A 15,924-nucleotide genomic window follows, 5' to 3' on the forward strand; every position below is an offset into this window, starting at 1 on the left:
AGGTCGGCTCTCGCACCTGCGGAGGATGGCCCGCGTACTACCGCCGGACGAGACGATGTCGGCGGTCTCCTCCCGGCTCACGAAATCGACCCGTGGTGAACCGGAAAGTGACGTCCGACCGACCTGTGGCACAACGCCGGTGGGACCATGGGCGCAGGAGGCGTGTCATGGCCGTACCCCTACCGGGTGGGCCGAGGCCGCCCCATCCTTCGTTCCGCCGTCAGGCGCTGGGCCACCCCCGCGCGTCCCCCCTGTTGGCGGTCGGTCCTGGAGGGTGTTGTTGATGACGACGCTCGACGAACGTCAGGGAGACGGCCGTATCGAAGCGCGGGGCCCGGCGGGGGCGTACGGCCCGGCCGCCGTCCCGTTGGACGCGCCCACCGCCGCACTCCCCCGCCGCGCCGGTTCCAAGGCGGCGAACCTCGCCCGGGCCGCCCGGGCCGGACTGCCGGTGCTTCCCGGATTCGTGATCCCCGACGGCGCGGACGACGACACGACCGCCCTGCGGCGGGCCTGGGACGAGTTGTCCGAGGGCGGTGTGCTGTCCCTCGTCGTACGGTCCTCGTCGCCGCAGGAGGACACCCAGGAGTCGTCGCTGGCGGGGCAGTTCGCGTCCGTGCTGGATGTGCGGGGGTGGCGGGGGTTCCGCTCGGCGGTACGGGCGGTGCGCGACTCGGCGCTGCGGCCCGACGGGGTGACCGTGCCGATGGCGGTGCTGGTGCAGCCGATGCTGGTGGCTCGGGCCGGCGGGGTGATGTTCGGGGCGGATCCCGTGGAGGGGCGGGCCGACCGGATGCTGGTGAGTGCGGTGCGGGGTGGGCCGGAGAGTCTGGTCAGCGGTGAACAGGCGGGAATCAACTACTGGTTGAGCCGGTCGGGTCGGTTGCTGCGCACCGAGCCGGCGGATGCGGAGGCGCTGCTCACCCGTCGCGAACTGTTCCGGCTGGCGCGGCTCGCGCGGCGGGCCCGGCGGGTGTTCGGGGGGCCGCAGGACATCGAGTTCGGGTTCGACGGGGGCGGGCGGCTGTGGCTGTTCCAGAGCCGGCCGATCACGGCGATGGCGGCGCGGCCCGCGCGTGGGGCGCGGCTGCTGGGGCCGGGGCCGGTTGCTGAGACGCTGCCCGAGCAACTCCTGCCCCTGGAAGAGGACTTGTGGGTGACGCCGATGGCCCGCGGGCTCGCCGCCGCGCTGGACATCGGGGGCAGTGCGCCGCGGCGGCTGCTGCGGAGGGTGCCGGTGGTGACGACGGTCGGCGGGCGGGCCGCGGCGGACCTGCGGCTGCTGGGGGCCGCGGCGCCGAGGCACCGGTGGACGGCGCTGCTGAACCCGGCGCCGGGTGCGCGGCGGCTCGGCGCGGCCTGGCGGGTGGGACGCCTGACGGCGGCGCTGCCCGGCCTCGCCACGGACCTCGTCGCCGACGTCGACCACCACCTCGCCGGCGTCCCGGCACCGGCCGAACTGGGCGCCGCCGACCTGACGGCCGAGCTCCGCTGGACACGGACGGTACTGGTCTCCCTGCACGCCCAGGAGGCGCTGGCGGGCGCGCTGCTCCAGGACCCGCCGAAGAGCCGCACGGCGGCGGGCGCGGCCCTGAGCGCGCTGGCACAGGCACGGGCACGGGGGGTGCCGGACGAGCGGACGGTGGCCGAGGCTCCGGTGGTGTTGGCACTTACGGCACCGAGTCTGCGGGGGCGGGGGAGGTTGCCGCGGGGGTGGTGGCGGCTGACGGGAGTGACGTGGGGCGGCAGGCGGTGTCGAGGGCGACTCGTGGCGGTGGCGCCGGGCAGGAGGGGGCGGCTGTCGGGCCGGGCTGGACTGCGGCGGGCGGCGACAGGCCCGGGCGCGAGGAAGCCGCCGTCGGGCCGAGCTGGACTGCGGCGGTCAGAGGCTACCGGCGTGAGGGATCGGCCGTCGGGACGGGCCGGACAGCTGCCGTCGGCAGTGGCGGGCCGACTTCGGTGCCAGGCTCGGTGCCAGGCTCGGTGTTCGTCGTGGCCGGGGCAGACCTATCGCACACCCGCCACCGCTCCCCCGCCCTCCCCCCGCGTGAAGCCCTCCGGCTTTGGGTCCGTTGGGTGCAGGAGCTTCAGGTGCGGCTCGTTCGGGAGGGTGCGGGGCGGCTGGGGATCAGCCCCGAGCGCGTCGGGCTGTTGCGTTGGCGGGAGTTGGGCGCCGTACTGGAGGACGGGGTTCCGCTCCCCGGGGATCTTCATGCTCGTGTGCCGCAGGGTGAGTCCGCGCCGTTGCCGGACGCGTTCCGGCTCGCGGACGGGAAGGTGGTCGCCGAGCGGCACGGGGACGCCGGTGGTGGTCGGGGCGTGTCCGGTGGGCGCGTTGTCGGGACGGTGTGGGACGGGAACGGGACCCGGCCGTCGGACCCCGTGCTTGTCGTACGCACCCTCGACCCCGCCCTCGCCCCGCTCCTGCCCGAACTCACCGGCCTGATCGCCCAGACCGGCAGCCCGCTGTCCCATCTCGCCGTGCTGGCCCGGGAGTTCGGCCTGCCGGCGGTGGTCGGGGCGACGGACGCGGTACGACGTTTCCCGCCGGGCACGCGCGTGGCGATGGACGGGGGTACGGGCGACGTACGCGCGGAGACGCCCGCCGATGACGACGTGGACGTACCCACCGAGGAGCAGCGGTGAGGCGCGTCGCCTACCTCTTCGGTGGGCTTGCCGCGGCCGGCGCCGGTGTCTACCTCGTCATCTACCTGTACCGGTGGCAGTGGCAGCGGGCCATCCTCTGCGGGATCCTGCTGCTCGTCGTCGAGGTCATGCTGCTCGGCATCGTGACGCTGGGGCGGCTGGGCCGGATTGAGGAGCGGCTACGGGAGAGCGACGGCCGGCAGCGGGAGTTGGCGGTGCGTCAGGAGGACGTGCTGGCCCGGCTGCGGGTGGCACCGGAGGGTGGGCGGGACGACGGCCGACGGTTCCGTTGGCTGGAGGAGACCGGCGAGCGTACGTACGTCTTCGTGCCCGTCCTCATGGTCACCGGCGTGCTGCTGTCCGGGATCGCCTGGGTCGTGCAGCGCATCGCGTCGGCGACCGCCGGGCCCGCCGAGCGGCGGCTCGCCGGACGGCTGGCCGTGCTCGCCGCGCCGCCCGAGCCCACCGGCGCGAACGCGGATCGCGATGCCGGCGCCGACCTGGAGGACCTGCCCCCGCTGGGCCCGCGCCCCAAGGGCCGTACCGCACGGGTCGCCGTCGTCGCCGTCGTCGGCGCGGCCCTGCTGACCGCGCTGGTCGTCGGGCTCGCCGACCTCACCCAGACCCGGGAGGAGCACGAGAACGACAACGAGGCGACCTCGGTGCTGGTCCAGGTCGACATGCGCGGTTCCGGAATGACCGCGCAACGGCGTCAACTCGCCGCCGAACAGGTCTGGGAGCGGTGCCGGGACTCCACCTCCGTGCCGCTCAGCCACGCGGCCCTCGGCGACCTGGGCGACGGCGTGTTCGCCGGCGTCGTACGGCCCGCGCTCACCGAACACGACCGGATGCGACTGCGCGGCTGCCTGGAGGACACCACCCTCGACCGCGCCCACCTCACGGTGGTCGGCATCGGGGACGCGGATGCGGACGACGACTGAACGGACGGCGAGGACGACCGGCTCGCGAGCGGCAGCGACCGGGCCGGAAGTGACGGCCCCAACCCCCCAGTCCGCCCCCCGGGTTACGATGCGATGCGCGCCCCCGTCCCCGAGCCCCCCGGGTCGCCCATGGCTGTCGCCCTCGCTCGCCCGCCCCGACCTGCCCTGCCGAAGGGCCCGTTGCCGCGCCGTGCGTTGCGGGGCGTCGTGGTGATCGTCGTCGGGTATCTCGCGCTGTGGGCCGTCGGGTCGCTGGGTGTGCTCGGGCTGTCGTACTGGGCGCGGGAGGGGACACCGCCGCCCGCCGGGACCCGTACCGTGCAGGGCGTCCATCACTTCCAACCCGTGGACACCGAGGGGCGGTTGTGGCGCGGTGCCGCCCCCTCCCCGGCCGGTTACCGCGAGCTGGCCCGGCTCGGCTTCACCACCGTCGTCGACCTGCGTGCCGAGGACCTCACCGCGGCCCAGCTCGCCGAGCCGGGCAAGGCGGGGATGGATGCCGTAAGACTGCCCATCCGGGACGGGCAGACGCCGAGGCCGGAGCAGGTGCGGAGGTTCCTGGACGTGGTCGCCGCCGCGCCCGGGCCGGTGTTCGTGCACTGCGGGGCCGGGGTCGGGCGGACCGGGACGATGGCCGCGGCCTATCTCGTGCAGACCGGGGAGCAGTCGTCCGCGACGGCGGTCCGACGCAATCTCGCCGTCGGACCGCCGTCGATCGAGCAGATCTACTACGGGCTGAGCCTCGGTCCGGGGCGGGTGGCGCAACCACCGCTTCCGGTGGTCGCGGTCAGCCGCCTGGTGGACGCACCCCGACGCATGTGGTCCTGGCTCTAGACGTACCGCCCCGCAGGGGTGTCGCCGGTGCCGGTCCCAACCATTGATCGATTAACCATCAGTTCATCAGTTCACAATCGAGAAAGGGGAGTTGAGTGCGCGTCGGGACCAAGTGGCGTCACGACAGCAGGAAGTCGGCCTCCCCCGCCTTGGCGCCTTCTATGAACGCGGTCATCTCGTCGGTGGTGTAGATCAGCGCCGGGCCGTCCGGGTCGGTGGACTGGCGGACGGCGATCCGGCCGTCGGCCAGCTTCATCGCCTCCAGGCAGTTGCCGCCGTTCCCACCACTCCAGGGCTTGTGCCAGCCCTCACTGCCCAACTCCCGCGCGGGCATGCCGTTGTAGACGCCTTTGCGCGGCTTGATGCGATCCATTCACAGCTCCTTGCGGAGATCCCGGAGGATCTCCTTCGTGCGATGTGCCGTAGCGGCCTGCGCCGCCATGCGGTCCATGACCTCGAGGTGGGTCGCCACCTCGGCACGCGCGTCCAGATAGACGGCGCCGGTCAGGTACTCGCTGTAGACCATGTCCGGAAGCTCCGGCATGGCGAATCGGAACAGCACGAAGGGCCCGTACGTGCCGGGGTGCGGCCCGTTCAGGAACGGTGCGACCTGCAACGTCACGTTGGGCAGCTTCGCGGCTTCGAGCAGCCTGTCGATCTGGGCACGCATCACCTCCGGACCGCCGACGTGGCGGCGCAACGCGGTCTCGTCCATGACGGCCCAGAAGCGGGGCGCACCGGGACGGGTGAGCAGTTCCTGGCGTTGTATGCGCAGGGCGACATGGCGCTCGATGTCCTCGGGCCGGGTCTGGCCGATCGCGCCCGACAGCAGGACCCCACGCGCGTAGTCCTCGGTCTGGAGCAGGCCGGGGACGAAGTGCGGGTCGTAGGAGCGGATGAGGGAGGCCGCGCCCTCCAGGCTGACGTACATGGAGAACCAGCCGGGCAGGATGTCGTGGAAGCGCTGCCACCAGCCGGGGCGGTTGGCCTCCTCGGCGAGCTGCACGAAGGTCTCGGCCTCGTCGTCCGAGACGCCGTAGGACTTCAGCAGCAGCTGGAGGTACGGGATCTTGAGGGCGACCTCGGCCATCTCCATGCGGCGGACCGTGGCCGGGGCGACGCGGAGGACGCGGGCGGCCTCCTCGCGCTTGAGGCCGGCGCGTTCCCGCAGGTCCAGCAGCCGTCGGCCGAGGACCACCTGGCCGACGGTCGGCGCGGACCGCGGTTCGCTCACGCTCCACCTCCACTGATCGTTGGCCTCAAATGCATGCTGACAGCCATACGGCGCCATTCGAAGACCCATTCGAAGATCTGTACCTTTTTGTACGGATCTGCGCTGATCTCAACTGGCGCCGCTCGACGTGCTGTTGCGAGCAGTGTGCCACGGCCTTCCAGAGAGTCACACCGCACTCTGCAATTTTCAGAGTGACACTTGCCAAGTGTTCACGGCGGGGCGATAGTGGCAAGCGTGATTCCGTCCGCGCCCTTAGGAACAGACGCCGCCACGGGCCGCCGCCTCGGCCCTGCGGCGGCCCCGGCGGCAGGCCCCGACGGGGTGCCCGCCGAGCGCCGGTTCCGCTTCGAGCTGGCCGCCCATCCGGGGTCCCCGGCGCAGGCGAGACGCCTGCTCAGGGCCCGGTTGGACGGCTGGTCGGTGTGCGCGGACACCTGCGACACGGCGGCTCTGGTCATCACGGAGCTGGTCACCAACGCCCTCGTGCACACGGCGAGCAGCCTCATAGTCTGCGAGCTGCACGACGGCGAGGACCTGGTGCGCATAGCCGTGCGTGACGAGGGTTGTGCGCCGGGTGCACCCCACCCGTTGCGGGCGCGTCCCGAGGAGGAGCACGGGAGGGGATTGCTTCTCATCGACGCGCTGTGCCACGCCTGGGGTGCGCACGAGCACGGTCCGGGACTACTGGTCTGGGCGGAGCTCCCGCGCAAGGCCGACGAGCCCCGGCACGACTGCGGGCCCTGTAACGACCTGGGGTGGGGAGCCCGCCCCAAGCCGGAGCCGGCCGGTGGTTCGGGGGACGAGGACGAGCCGGGTGCGCACCACGGGACGGGGACGGGGTTCACATGGGGCTGAGGGCCGTGTCCGGTGGCCGGGCGCTGAGCCTGGACACGCTGGTCCGCCTCAGGCGGGGGCTGAGCGCGTCGGGCACACCCCGGCGGCTGCCCGTGCCGGACGGGATGACGGCGCCCCTGGGGTGCGACGCGGTGGCGGTACCGGCCCGTTTCGGCCCACTGGTACTGCCCCGGCTGCCACGAGTGGGGTGCGTCTACGCCGATGAGGCGCACTGGTGGTGGCTCGTCCCGTCCGACTCGGACTACGCCCTGGAGTGGCCGGCGCCCGCCCATTACGCCGCCGGGGCGGTTGTTCCGGACGCCCCGGCGGTCCCCGGCCTGATCCACAAGCCGGACGGCACCCTCCCGTACACCCCGCCGATCCCGCTGTACCTCGCGCTGTGCCGGGTGATGGGGACGACGCCCACCTGGTCCCGGCCGGTGATCGCGTAACCCGTCCGTGGTTGCGTAAACATCCGTCGACATCGGGGCGTACGCCCGCGCGCTCGCCCTTCTCCCTCCCGCGCCCTGCCCCGGCGGACGCGGCCCCGCGATAGTGGCCGTTCGGCGAGGTGCGTCGGGGGAGGCCGAGGGTGGGAAAGAAGCGTGGCGAGGACGAACCTGAGGTCTCCGAGTCCGAGCAACTGCTCTTCGGCGGTCCCCTGCGCTACGACATGGGCTGGAACCAGCACAACAACGCGTTCCTGGAGCTGAGTTTCCGGGCCATGGTGACCCGGCTGCCGGCCCTGCTGGCGTCGAGCTTCCGGCTGGCCTGGCAGGCCGACCGGACGGCGGCCCGGATCGTGCTGGCGGCCGAGGTGGGCCGGGGCGGGGTGCAGGCGGTGATCCTGCTCGCCATGAACAGCGTGCTGGGGCGGCTGATCAGCGGCGGCGCGATCGCGGACCGGCTGCGCGGCGCCGTACCGGTGCTGGCCGCCCTGGCCGCCGTAACCCTGTTGGGGGCCCTGCTGCGGGCCGCGTCCACCTATGCGACCGGGCGGTTGGAGCCCAAGGTGGAGCGGGTGGCGACCGAGCTGTATCTGCAGCGGGCGGCGGCCGTGGAGCTGGCCGCGATCGAGGATCATGCCTTCCACAAGCTGCTGGACACCGCGCAGTACGGGGCCGGGTCGGCGCGGCGGATGATCTCCTACGCCACGCGTGCGGTGAACGCGGTGATCTCGCTGATCGCGGCCGCGGGCGTGCTGACCGTGCTGCACCCGGCACTGCTTCCGCTGCTGGTGACGATGACGCTGCCGAGCGCCTGGAGCGCGCTGACGAACGCGCGGCGGCGGTACGAGTCCTGGCACACCTGGGTGCAGCACGCGCGGGCCGGCCAGCTGATCAGCGGTCTGCTCACCGAGCCCGCGGCGGCGCCGGAGATCCGGGTGCACGGCATCGGCCCCTTCCTGCTGCTGCACTTCCGGGCCATGGCGGAGACGGCGGAGACCGAGCAGGCGCGGCTGGCCCGGCTCGCGGCGCGCACCGGGCTGATCGCGGCGGCCTGGACGGGCCTGGCGACCGTGGCGACGTACGCGACGCTCGGCGCGCTGCTGCTCACCGGGGCGATGGCCCTGTCGGTGGCGGGCACCGCGGTCATCGCGATCCGGACCGGGTCGTCGAGCCTCGACAACCTGGTCCTCTCGGTGAACTCGCTGCACGAGGAGGCCCTCTTCGTCGGCGATCTCCAGAAGCTTTACGTCGAGGCGGCCGAACGAGCGATCCCGGTCGGCGGCGAGCCCCTGCCAAAGGACCCGCGGGAGATCCGCTTCGAGAACGTCACCTTCCGCTACCCGGGCGAGTCGGCCCGCCCCGCCCTCGACGACGTCACCCTGACCATCCCGCTCGGCCGGATCGTGGCGCTGGTCGGCGAGAACGGCTCCGGCAAGACGACCCTGGTCAAGCTGCTGGCCGGCCTCTACAAGCCGGACGCGGGCCGGATCCTGTGGGACGGCGTCGACGCGGCGGGCGCGGACCGGCACCAACTGGCCGAGCGGGTCGCGATGGTGGCCCAGGACTTCAAGCGCTGGCCGTTCACGGCCCGGGTCAACGTGGCCATCGGCCGCTCCTCGGCGCCGCTCACCGAGGAGCGGATGGACACCTCGCTGGCCGAGGCGGGGGCCGGGGACGTGGTGGCCGATCTGCCGCGCGGCCTGGACACGCTGCTGGCCCGCAACTTCAGCGGCGGGCACGAGCTGTCCGGCGGTCAGTGGCAGCGGCTCGGCATCGCGCGGGCGGCCTACCGGCGCGGCCGGATCCTGGTGGTGGACGAGCCGACGGCGGCGCTGGACGCGCGGGCCGAGCTGGAGGTCTTCGAGAAGATCCGGGCCCTGGCCTCGACCGGCCAGACCGTCATCCTGATCACCCACCGGCTGGCGTCGGTGCGCCACGCGGACCTCGTCCACGTCCTCGACCAGGGCCGGCTCGCGGAGACCGGCACCCCGGACGAGCTGCTGGCCAGCGGCGGCATCTACGCGGAGCTGTACTCGCTCCAGGCCGAACAGTTCACGGCGCCGGTGCCCGCCCCGAAGGCGGGCTGACGTACCTCAGGCCACCGCGCTCACGGTCGTGTCGCTGCGGACGATCACCAGGAACGTGTCCGTCGCGATGTCCATGACGACCTCGGCGGGCAGCCCTTCCAGCCGTCGTGCGTGCGCGAACTCCTCCGCCGGCCACGAGCCTCGCGGCCCACCTGCGGGAAAGCGCTCGAGCACGGTTCGCCCGTTCACCATCTCGCTACCTCCAGAATGCGTTGTGCTTGTAGGAGTTAACGCCTTCCGGGGGTCGAAAGCCTCGCCGAGTTGCGGTACTGAGACGTAGTTGACACTCGTTCAACGCGGACCGTGAGGGTCCGGTCACATTACGACGATCTCGATCACTTTCCGCATCAGTCCTCGTACTCGTCGTGATAACGAATGCGCACACTGCCCGCGGGCGCCCCGAGCGCGGTCAGATCGAGGAGGCTCGTCGTGGATCCCAGCCCGTCAAGCCCGCGTTCGTACGTCGAATACGTATGGAAGACCCGCTCCCCGTCCCGCAGGAAGCAGCTGACGCCGGGCCGCTCGGCGAGTTCCTCGTCGAGTTCGAAGGTGACCCCGAAATCACGGTTGAAGTCGCTGTTGTACGAGGAGTACCAGGGCACCGTCCACCCCATCCGCGCCTTGAACGGCAGGATCTTCGTATACGGCGCCCGGGACACGGCCGCGAAGGTCGTGCCGCGTGCCTTCAGGTGCGCCAGGTGGCCGATCTGGTCGAGGAAGGCCGAGCAACTGCGGCAGCCCGCGTCCCACTCGGGCGCGAACATGAAGTGGTAGACGACCAGTTGGGCCCGCCCCTCGAACAACTCGCGCAGCGTGGCCTTCCCGTCGCCGCCCTCGAAGACGTACTCCTGGTCCATCTCGACCATGGGCAGCCCCCGCCGCTCGGCGTTGAGCGCGTCACGCGCGCGGGTGGCCGCCTTCTCCTTGGCGAGCAACTCCGCGCGCGCCGCCCGCCATTGTTCTCGCGAGACGATCTCCGGAAGCGACATGGCTCCTCCTGTGCAGCGGTCCGTTCCTGGTGTGACTGCCGCGCGGGACGGAACTCATCGCCGCTTCAGGTTTTTTTTCGGGCGTACGACACCTGGAGCTCGACCAGGCCGCGGGCGCGCAGCGAGCGGCGCCACCGGAGGTCCCCGTCCGCGAGCGCGAGTTCGTCGTAACGCTCCAGGAGGGCGGCCACCGCGATCTCGGTCTCGGCGCGGGCGAGGGGCGCGCCCAGGCAGTAGTGGATGCCGTGGCCGAGGGAGAGGTGGCCGGAGGCGTCGCGGGCGAGGTCGAGGCGGTCGGGGTCGGGGAAGCGGGAGGGGTCGCGGTTGGCGGCGGACGGGGACACCCAGACCGTCTCGCCGGCCGGGATGGTGACCCCACCGATGGTCACGTCCTCGACCGGGAAGCGCCGGATGGCGAACAGGGCGGGGCCTTCGTAGCGGGCGAACTCCTCGACCGCGGCCGGGAGTCGGGCCGGGTCCGCGCGCAGGGCGGCGAGCTGCTCCGGGTGCTGGAGCAGGGCGAGCACCGCGTTGCCGATCAGCTGGACGGTGTTCTCGTACCCGGCGAAGAGGATGAGGAAGGCCAGGGACATCAGCTCGTCCTCGCTGAGCCGGTCGCCCTCGTCGCGCACCGCGATCAGGTCGGACAGCAGGTCGTCGGCGGGCTGCCGGCGCTTGTCCGCGAGCAGCCGGGTCAGATACCCGAGCATCGCCACGACCGCCTCCTTGGCGGCCCCGGGCGGCGCCGCCGGGTCCGGGGCGACGAGGGTGTCGGTCCAGACGCGGAAGTCCATGCGGTGCTCGGCGGGGATGCCGAGCAGGTCGCAGATGACGGTGATGGGGAGGGGCGCGGCGTAGGAGGCGATCAGGTCGGCGGTGCCGTGCGGGCCGAGGGCGTCGAGGAGTTGGCCGGCGGTACGGCCGATCGGTTCGCGCAGCTGCTGGATCCTGCGCGGGGTGAAGGCCCGGCCGACCAGTCGGCGGATGCGGGTGTGGTCCGGCGGGTCCATGTTCAGCAGGTTGGCGTCCAGCGCCGGCGGCAGGGAGAAGCCCTTGTAAGTGCCTGCCGTGGCATGCCGCTTGTCGAGGGAGAGCCGCGGATCGGCGAGCGCCGCCCGGACGTCGTCGTACCGCGTGACGAGCCAGGCGGGAGTGCCGTCCGGCCCGGCGATGCGGTGCACGGGCGCGGTCTCGCGCAGGCGCCGGTACACGTCGTAAGGGTGGTCGAGGAGGCCGTCGGCGGGATCCATGGACCTCACCCTAGAAGATCACGGACTCGCCGACTGCGTTACGCCTTGGGCGAGTTGACCGACGAAACCGAACACGCCCTGCCCGAAGGCGGTGGGCGCGATGAGCACGCCGAAGGCCAGCGCGAGGAAGACGGTCAGCCACTGGTCGTTCCGGCTGCGGGCCTGCACTTTGCGATGGCGTATGCGCACGAAGATGATGACAGCGAGCAGCACCGCGACATTGATGGTCAGCTCCACCTTTCCTGTGTAGCGTGAAACCACTTGCTGTGACGGCCCGGTCACCGCTGGTTGGCGGCAAATTACCGCTCCGCGACCGGATTTCAGGTCTTGTAATCCTGGATACGACGGCCATGGCCCCGGTCGACCAACGACGGCATCCGCTCGCCCAACTCCCTTACCACGGACGGGACATCGAGGGTGAGCAGCTGCCGGTCCCGCATCAGGATCCGCCCGTCGACGATCGTCGTGCGGACGTCGGAGGAGCGGGCGCTGTGCACGAGGGTGGCGGCGAGGTCGTGGACGGGCTGGGTGTGCGGGCCGGTGAGGTCGACGAGGACGATGTCGGCGCGGCGGCCGGGCGCGATGCTGCCGATCACATCCCCCAGCCCGACCGCCCGCGCGCTCTGGAGGCTTGCGTGGTGCAGGGCTTGACGGGACGTCAGCCAGCGCGGGTCACCGGTCGTCGACTTCTGGATCAGGGCGGTGAGCGCCATCGCCTCCCACACGTCCAGGGAGTTGTTGGAGGCGGCGCCGTCCGTGGCGAGGCCGACGGGGACGCCGATGTCGTGCAGGGCGCGGACCGGTGTGGTGGTGGGCCAGCCGAACTTGAGGTAGCCGCGGGGCGCGGTGGCGACGGCCACACGGCCGCCGGCGTTCTCGAGGGCGGGCAGGTCGCGGTCGAGGATGCCGGTGCCGTGGGCGATGAGGACGTCGGTGTCGAGGATCCCGGTGCGCCGGAGGACCTCGATGGGGGTGACGCCGTGCCGGTTCAGGCTGACGTCTGTCTGGTCGCGGTTCTCGGCGGCGTGGATGTGCACGGGCAGAGCGTGCTCGCGGGCGAGGTCGGCGGTGGCGGCGAGGTCGGCGTCATCGACGGTGTAGGGGGCGTGCGGGGCGAGGGCGGTGGAGATACGGCCGTCGGCGCCACCCCGGTGCCGTAGCGCGAACTCCAGTGATTTCTCCCGGCCTTGGGGCCCGAGGGAGGAGAAGTAGGCCTCCCCCAGATGCGCCCGCATCCCGCACTCCTCGACCACCGCGGCCACCGCGTCCATGGCGAAGTAGTGGTCGGCGAAGCAGGTGACCCCGGCCCGGATCATCTCGGCGCAGGCGAGCCGCGCCCCCAACTCGACGTCCTGCTCGGTGAGGTTGGACTCGATCGGCCACACGACGTCGTTGAACCACTCGTCGGTCGGCAGGTCCTCGGCGACGCCGCGCAGCGCGACCATCGGCGCGTGGGTGTGGCAGTTGATCAGGCCGGGCAGGGCGACCTGGCCGCGGGCGTCGATGCGCTCGCCGGCCAGGACGCCTTCGACGGCGGCCGCGCCGGTGACGGACTCCACGACCCCGTCCCGTACGACGATCGCCGCGTCCTCCTCGAACCCGATCCGTTCCTGGTCGTCGTGCACGAGGACGGTGCATCCGGTGATGATGAGATCGGCGGGGGTCTCGGTCATTCCGCCAACGTATGCCCTGACGGCTCCTGACTCGGCGCAAGGGTGACCCGGATCTTCGACTGCCCGTGCGGCAGCGCCTCCCAGTCGTCCATGAATCGCGCCCGCAGCCCGTACTTCCCGGCCAGCGCCACCAGCGTCCCGGTCCGGTAGTAGAAGTCCTCCCGCAACACCTGGTGCTCCGCCCCCTCCGTCCGGTCGAACGTGAAGTCGAACCACCCACCCGGCGCCAGCACCCGCCCCACGTTCGCCAGGCACTCCTCGATCACGGGCAGCGGCGAATGCGAGAAGACACTGTGCGCGTGTACGACGTCGAAGTGCGCGTCGGGCAGGAACCGCAGCGTCAGATCCCGTACCGGGGTCAGCGTAGGCAGCCGCTTCGCCAGCCCCATCTCCACGATGGTGTCCTGCGCGGCGAGCAGGATGTCGGGCGAGATGTCGACGCCGTGGTAGTGCCCCGGCTCCAGATGCCGGATGAACCGCCAGCCGCCGCGCAGATTCCCGCAGCCGATCTCCAGCATGCGGTGCTCGGGCCGCAGCCCGTGCCCGACGAGGTAGTCGAACTGCATCGCCCCGAGCGCCAGCCAGCGCTCCCGGTTGCGGCTGCCGACGGCCGCGTCGGGGTCGCTGCGGGTGTCGGAGCGCATCACGGCCCGGTAGTAGGAGACGTGGTCGGGGTGACGCCGGCTCAGCCACAGATCCCGGGCGGCGCGGGCCAGATGGCGGGGGACGCGGTCGGGGTGGCGGAGGGCGTAGGCGAGGCGGTGGCCGAGGGCGGCGCGGTTGGCGGTGAGGTTCTTGGCGGGCAAGGGAGGGGCCTTCCGAGGAGGTGCGGTCAGTGGTGGTCCCAGCCTCGGGGCGGAAGCGGGCAGGCTGCTCGGCCAACAGGGGCCCCTCCGTGGGAACTTCGGGCGACGGAGATGTCAACCGATCGGTTGATGCGGTGCGCTGCCGGCCGCGTTAGACACGAGAAATGGAGAAACAGGGCGTGGAGAGTCGGGACTTGGCGAACACCACCGATCCGGACGAGCGCAGACTGGCCGCGGTCGTGCATGCCGCGTTCCTCCTGCTGCTGTGCTCGTCGTTCGCGCGCTTCCTGACCCGCGACCACGGCGGAACCCGTACGGCCTGGGTGGTGGCACTGTTCACGGCGTTCGCTCTCCTCTACGCCCTCGGCCACTTCCTGGCCCCGCCTCCGCCCGCCGGCACCCCGCCCAACCGTCGCCATCTGGCCTGGCTGGCCTCGGTGTCGGCGGTCTGGGTAGCCCTGCTGGCCCTCGCCCCGAGCGCCACCTGGTGCGCGATGCCGCTGCTGTTCGCCGGCCTGTACGCGCTGCCGCCGAGGATCGCGGTGCCACTGACCGCCGTACTCACCGCTCTCGTGGTGATCTCCGAAATCCGGGTGGCGGAGGGCCCGTTGAACCCCAACATGGTCGTCGCGCCGCCCGCCGTGGCCGCGGTCGCCACCGCCGTCTTCGTCCACCTCCAGCGTCAGGCGGCGAGACAGCGCGCGCTCATCGACGACCTGGTCCGCACCCGCCGTGACCTGGCGGCGACGGAGCGGCGGGCCGGCGTACTGGCGGAGCGGCAGCGGCTGTCGACGGAGATCCACGACACCCTGGCGCAGGGCCTGTCGAGCCAGCAGATGCTGCTGCAGGCCGCCGAACGCGTCTGGCTGACGGACCCGGAAACGGCCCGTACACACCTCCACAAGGCGGCCGGCATCACCGCCCGCAGCCTCACCGAGGCCCGCCGTTTCGTCCACGACCTGGCCCCCGCCGACCTCGCGGAGCACTCCCTCCCCGCGGCGCTCGCCGCGCTCGCCGCACGGGAGAGCGGCCCCGGCCTGACGGTCGACTTCCGCCACGACGGCGACGCCCCGTCCCCCGCCCTCCCCGAACGCGTAGAGGCGGCCCTGCTCCGCATCGCCCAGGGCGCGCTGGCCAACGTCCGTGAGCACGCGGCCGCGACCCGGGCCGCGCTCACCCTGACCTGCCTGGACGACCGGATCGCGCTGGACGTGGCCGACAACGGCCGCGGCTTCGAACCGACCGCGCTGCCGACGGAACCCGACCGCACCCGCGGCCACGGCCTCCCCGCGATGCGCATCCGGGCCCACCAGTCGGGCGGCACGCTCACGGTGGAGTCGACGCCGGGCGAGGGCACGGTCGTGTCGGCGGCGATTCCGCTGGTGGTGGTCTCATGAGTATGCCGGTGGGCGGTATGCAGGTGGGTGGTACGCCAGTCAGCTGTACGGCAGTTGGTGGCGCGCCGGGCGACGGGGCGAATGGGTCGGGCCGTCCGGTCCGTCTGCTTCTCTGCGACGATCACGCCGTCGTCCGCGCCGGTCTGCGGGCGTTGTTGTCCAGCGCCGAGGGGATCGAGGTGGTCGGTGAGGCGGGCAGCGGGGAGGAGGCGCTGGCCATGGCCGCGAGCCTGAACCCCGACGTCGTCCTGATGGACCTCCAACTGGGCGAGGGCATGGACGGAGTTACGGCGATACGACAACTGACCGCGCCCGAACTCGCCCCGCGTGTCCTGGTGTTGACCATGTTCGACACGGACGCGGACATCACCCGAGCCATCGAGGCGGGCGCCACGGGCTACCTGCTGAAGGCGGAACGCCCCGAGGAACTCTTCGCGGCGATCCACAGCGCCGCGTCCGGCCGTACGGCCCTGTCACCCCCCGTGGCCGACCGCCTCATGGCCCGCATGCGCAGCCCGCACCCCACCCTCTCCGACCGCGAGCACGAGATCCTCGGCCAGTTGGCGCGCGGGCTCGGCAACCGGGAGATCGCCCGCGCGCTGTTCATCAGCGAGGCGACGGTGAAGACCCATCTGGGGCGGATCTACGGCAAGTTGGGGGTGGAGACACGGGCCGGGGCGGTGGCGGTGGCGAAGGAGCGGCGGCTGGTGCGGTGAGGTCGGGGGCTGGGGTTTGTGCGGGCTGGGGCTTGCGGGAGGGGGCCGGAGGTTGCCGGGGGCCGGAG

17 protein-coding genes are annotated in these 15,924 nt (G+C 72.3%); 9 read left to right on the forward strand and 8 right to left on the reverse strand.

Annotated elements, in window-relative coordinates:
• Positions 1–283: 283 nt before the first annotated feature.
• The 4 genes from ACQEWB_RS12190 (at position 284) to ACQEWB_RS12205 (ending at position 4,421) form a co-directional block, all read left to right on the forward strand.
• Positions 284–2,446 (forward strand): PEP/pyruvate-binding domain-containing protein, encoded by a 2,163-nt coding sequence (locus ACQEWB_RS12190; protein ID WP_432830013.1) that lies wholly within the window; start codon positions 284–286, stop codon positions 2,444–2,446.
• Complete coding sequence (locus ACQEWB_RS12195) at positions 2,383–2,646, forward strand: PEP-utilizing enzyme (RefSeq protein WP_432830015.1); 264 nt, start codon at positions 2,383–2,385, stop codon at positions 2,644–2,646. The genes ACQEWB_RS12190 and ACQEWB_RS12195 overlap by 64 nt, the downstream gene beginning before the upstream one ends.
• On the forward strand, positions 2,643–3,587 hold the full coding sequence (locus ACQEWB_RS12200; protein WP_432830017.1) for a hypothetical protein: 945 nt from the start codon (positions 2,643–2,645) through the stop codon (positions 3,585–3,587). The genes ACQEWB_RS12195 and ACQEWB_RS12200 overlap by 4 nt, the downstream gene beginning before the upstream one ends.
• Before the next feature lie 129 nt (positions 3,588–3,716).
• Positions 3,717–4,421, forward strand: coding sequence for a fused DSP-PTPase phosphatase/NAD kinase-like protein (locus ACQEWB_RS12205; RefSeq protein WP_432830019.1), 705 nt, complete (start codon positions 3,717–3,719; stop codon positions 4,419–4,421).
• 118 nt (positions 4,422–4,539) lie between these two features.
• Here the strand turns inward: ACQEWB_RS12205 and ACQEWB_RS12210 are convergent, their stop codons facing one another.
• Together ACQEWB_RS12210 and ACQEWB_RS12215 are read right to left on the reverse strand one after the other, a co-directional pair.
• A complete protein-coding gene (locus tag ACQEWB_RS12210) occupies positions 4,540–4,794 on the reverse strand; it encodes a DUF397 domain-containing protein (RefSeq protein ID WP_242774776.1) in 255 nt (84 codons plus the stop codon).
• Positions 4,795–5,655 (reverse strand): helix-turn-helix domain-containing protein, encoded by an 861-nt coding sequence (locus tag ACQEWB_RS12215; protein WP_432830022.1) that lies wholly within the window; start codon positions 5,653–5,655, stop codon positions 4,795–4,797.
• Positions 5,656–5,880: 225 nt separating this feature from the next.
• On the opposite strand from ACQEWB_RS12215, the gene ACQEWB_RS12220 reads away from it, so the two are divergent.
• The 3 genes from ACQEWB_RS12220 to ACQEWB_RS12230 all read left to right on the forward strand — a co-directional run bounded on the left by ACQEWB_RS12220 (position 5,881) and on the right by ACQEWB_RS12230 (position 9,025).
• Entirely contained in the window at positions 5,881–6,510 is a 630-nt protein-coding gene (locus ACQEWB_RS12220; protein ID WP_432830024.1) for an ATP-binding protein, read from the forward strand.
• Positions 6,501–6,941 carry a hypothetical protein gene (locus ACQEWB_RS12225; RefSeq protein ID WP_432830026.1) on the forward strand — a complete coding sequence of 147 codons (441 nt, stop codon included), beginning with the start codon at positions 6,501–6,503 and terminating at the stop codon, positions 6,939–6,941. The genes ACQEWB_RS12220 and ACQEWB_RS12225 overlap by 10 nt, the downstream gene beginning before the upstream one ends.
• A gap of 140 nt (positions 6,942–7,081) precedes the next feature.
• The gene (locus ACQEWB_RS12230) at positions 7,082–9,025 is read left to right on the forward strand and encodes an ABC transporter ATP-binding protein (RefSeq protein WP_432830028.1); all 1,944 of its coding nucleotides are present in this window, start codon (positions 7,082–7,084) and stop codon (positions 9,023–9,025) included.
• Positions 9,026–9,031: 6 nt separating this feature from the next.
• Here the strand turns inward: ACQEWB_RS12230 and ACQEWB_RS12235 are convergent, their stop codons facing one another.
• The 6 genes from ACQEWB_RS12235 to ACQEWB_RS12260 form a co-directional block, all read right to left on the reverse strand.
• Positions 9,032–9,214 carry a hypothetical protein gene (locus tag ACQEWB_RS12235; RefSeq protein ID WP_432843766.1) on the reverse strand — a complete coding sequence of 61 codons (183 nt, stop codon included), beginning with the start codon at positions 9,212–9,214 and terminating at the stop codon, positions 9,032–9,034.
• Between the two features lie 158 nt (positions 9,215–9,372).
• On the reverse strand, positions 9,373–10,014 hold the full coding sequence (locus ACQEWB_RS12240) for a DUF899 domain-containing protein (RefSeq protein WP_432830030.1): 642 nt from the start codon (positions 10,012–10,014) through the stop codon (positions 9,373–9,375).
• 65 nt (positions 10,015–10,079) lie between these two features.
• Positions 10,080–11,264, reverse strand: a complete 1,185-nt coding sequence (locus ACQEWB_RS12245; RefSeq protein ID WP_432830033.1) for a cytochrome P450 family protein — start codon at positions 11,262–11,264, stop codon at positions 10,080–10,082.
• A gap of 18 nt (positions 11,265–11,282) precedes the next feature.
• Positions 11,283–11,501 (reverse strand): hypothetical protein, encoded by a 219-nt coding sequence (locus ACQEWB_RS12250; RefSeq protein ID WP_432830035.1) that lies wholly within the window; start codon positions 11,499–11,501, stop codon positions 11,283–11,285.
• An 83-nt stretch (positions 11,502–11,584) separates the two neighbouring features.
• Positions 11,585–12,937, reverse strand: coding sequence for an amidohydrolase (locus ACQEWB_RS12255; RefSeq protein WP_432830037.1), 1,353 nt, complete (start codon positions 12,935–12,937; stop codon positions 11,585–11,587).
• On the reverse strand, positions 12,934–13,743 hold the full coding sequence (locus ACQEWB_RS12260; protein ID WP_432830039.1) for a class I SAM-dependent methyltransferase: 810 nt from the start codon (positions 13,741–13,743) through the stop codon (positions 12,934–12,936). The genes ACQEWB_RS12255 and ACQEWB_RS12260 overlap by 4 nt, the downstream gene beginning before the upstream one ends.
• 164 nt (positions 13,744–13,907) lie before the next feature.
• On the opposite strand from ACQEWB_RS12260, the gene ACQEWB_RS12265 reads away from it, so the two are divergent.
• Together ACQEWB_RS12265 and ACQEWB_RS12270 are read left to right on the forward strand one after the other, a co-directional pair.
• The gene (locus ACQEWB_RS12265) at positions 13,908–15,140 is read left to right on the forward strand and encodes a sensor histidine kinase (protein WP_432830041.1); all 1,233 of its coding nucleotides are present in this window, start codon (positions 13,908–13,910) and stop codon (positions 15,138–15,140) included.
• Complete coding sequence (locus ACQEWB_RS12270) at positions 15,137–15,856, forward strand: response regulator (protein ID WP_432830044.1); 720 nt, start codon at positions 15,137–15,139, stop codon at positions 15,854–15,856. The genes ACQEWB_RS12265 and ACQEWB_RS12270 overlap by 4 nt, the downstream gene beginning before the upstream one ends.
• Positions 15,857–15,924 lie beyond the last annotated feature (68 nt).

The organism is Streptomyces sp. CA-249302 (assembly GCF_050936785.1).
Lineage (GTDB): Bacteria > Actinomycetota > Actinomycetes > Streptomycetales > Streptomycetaceae > Streptomyces.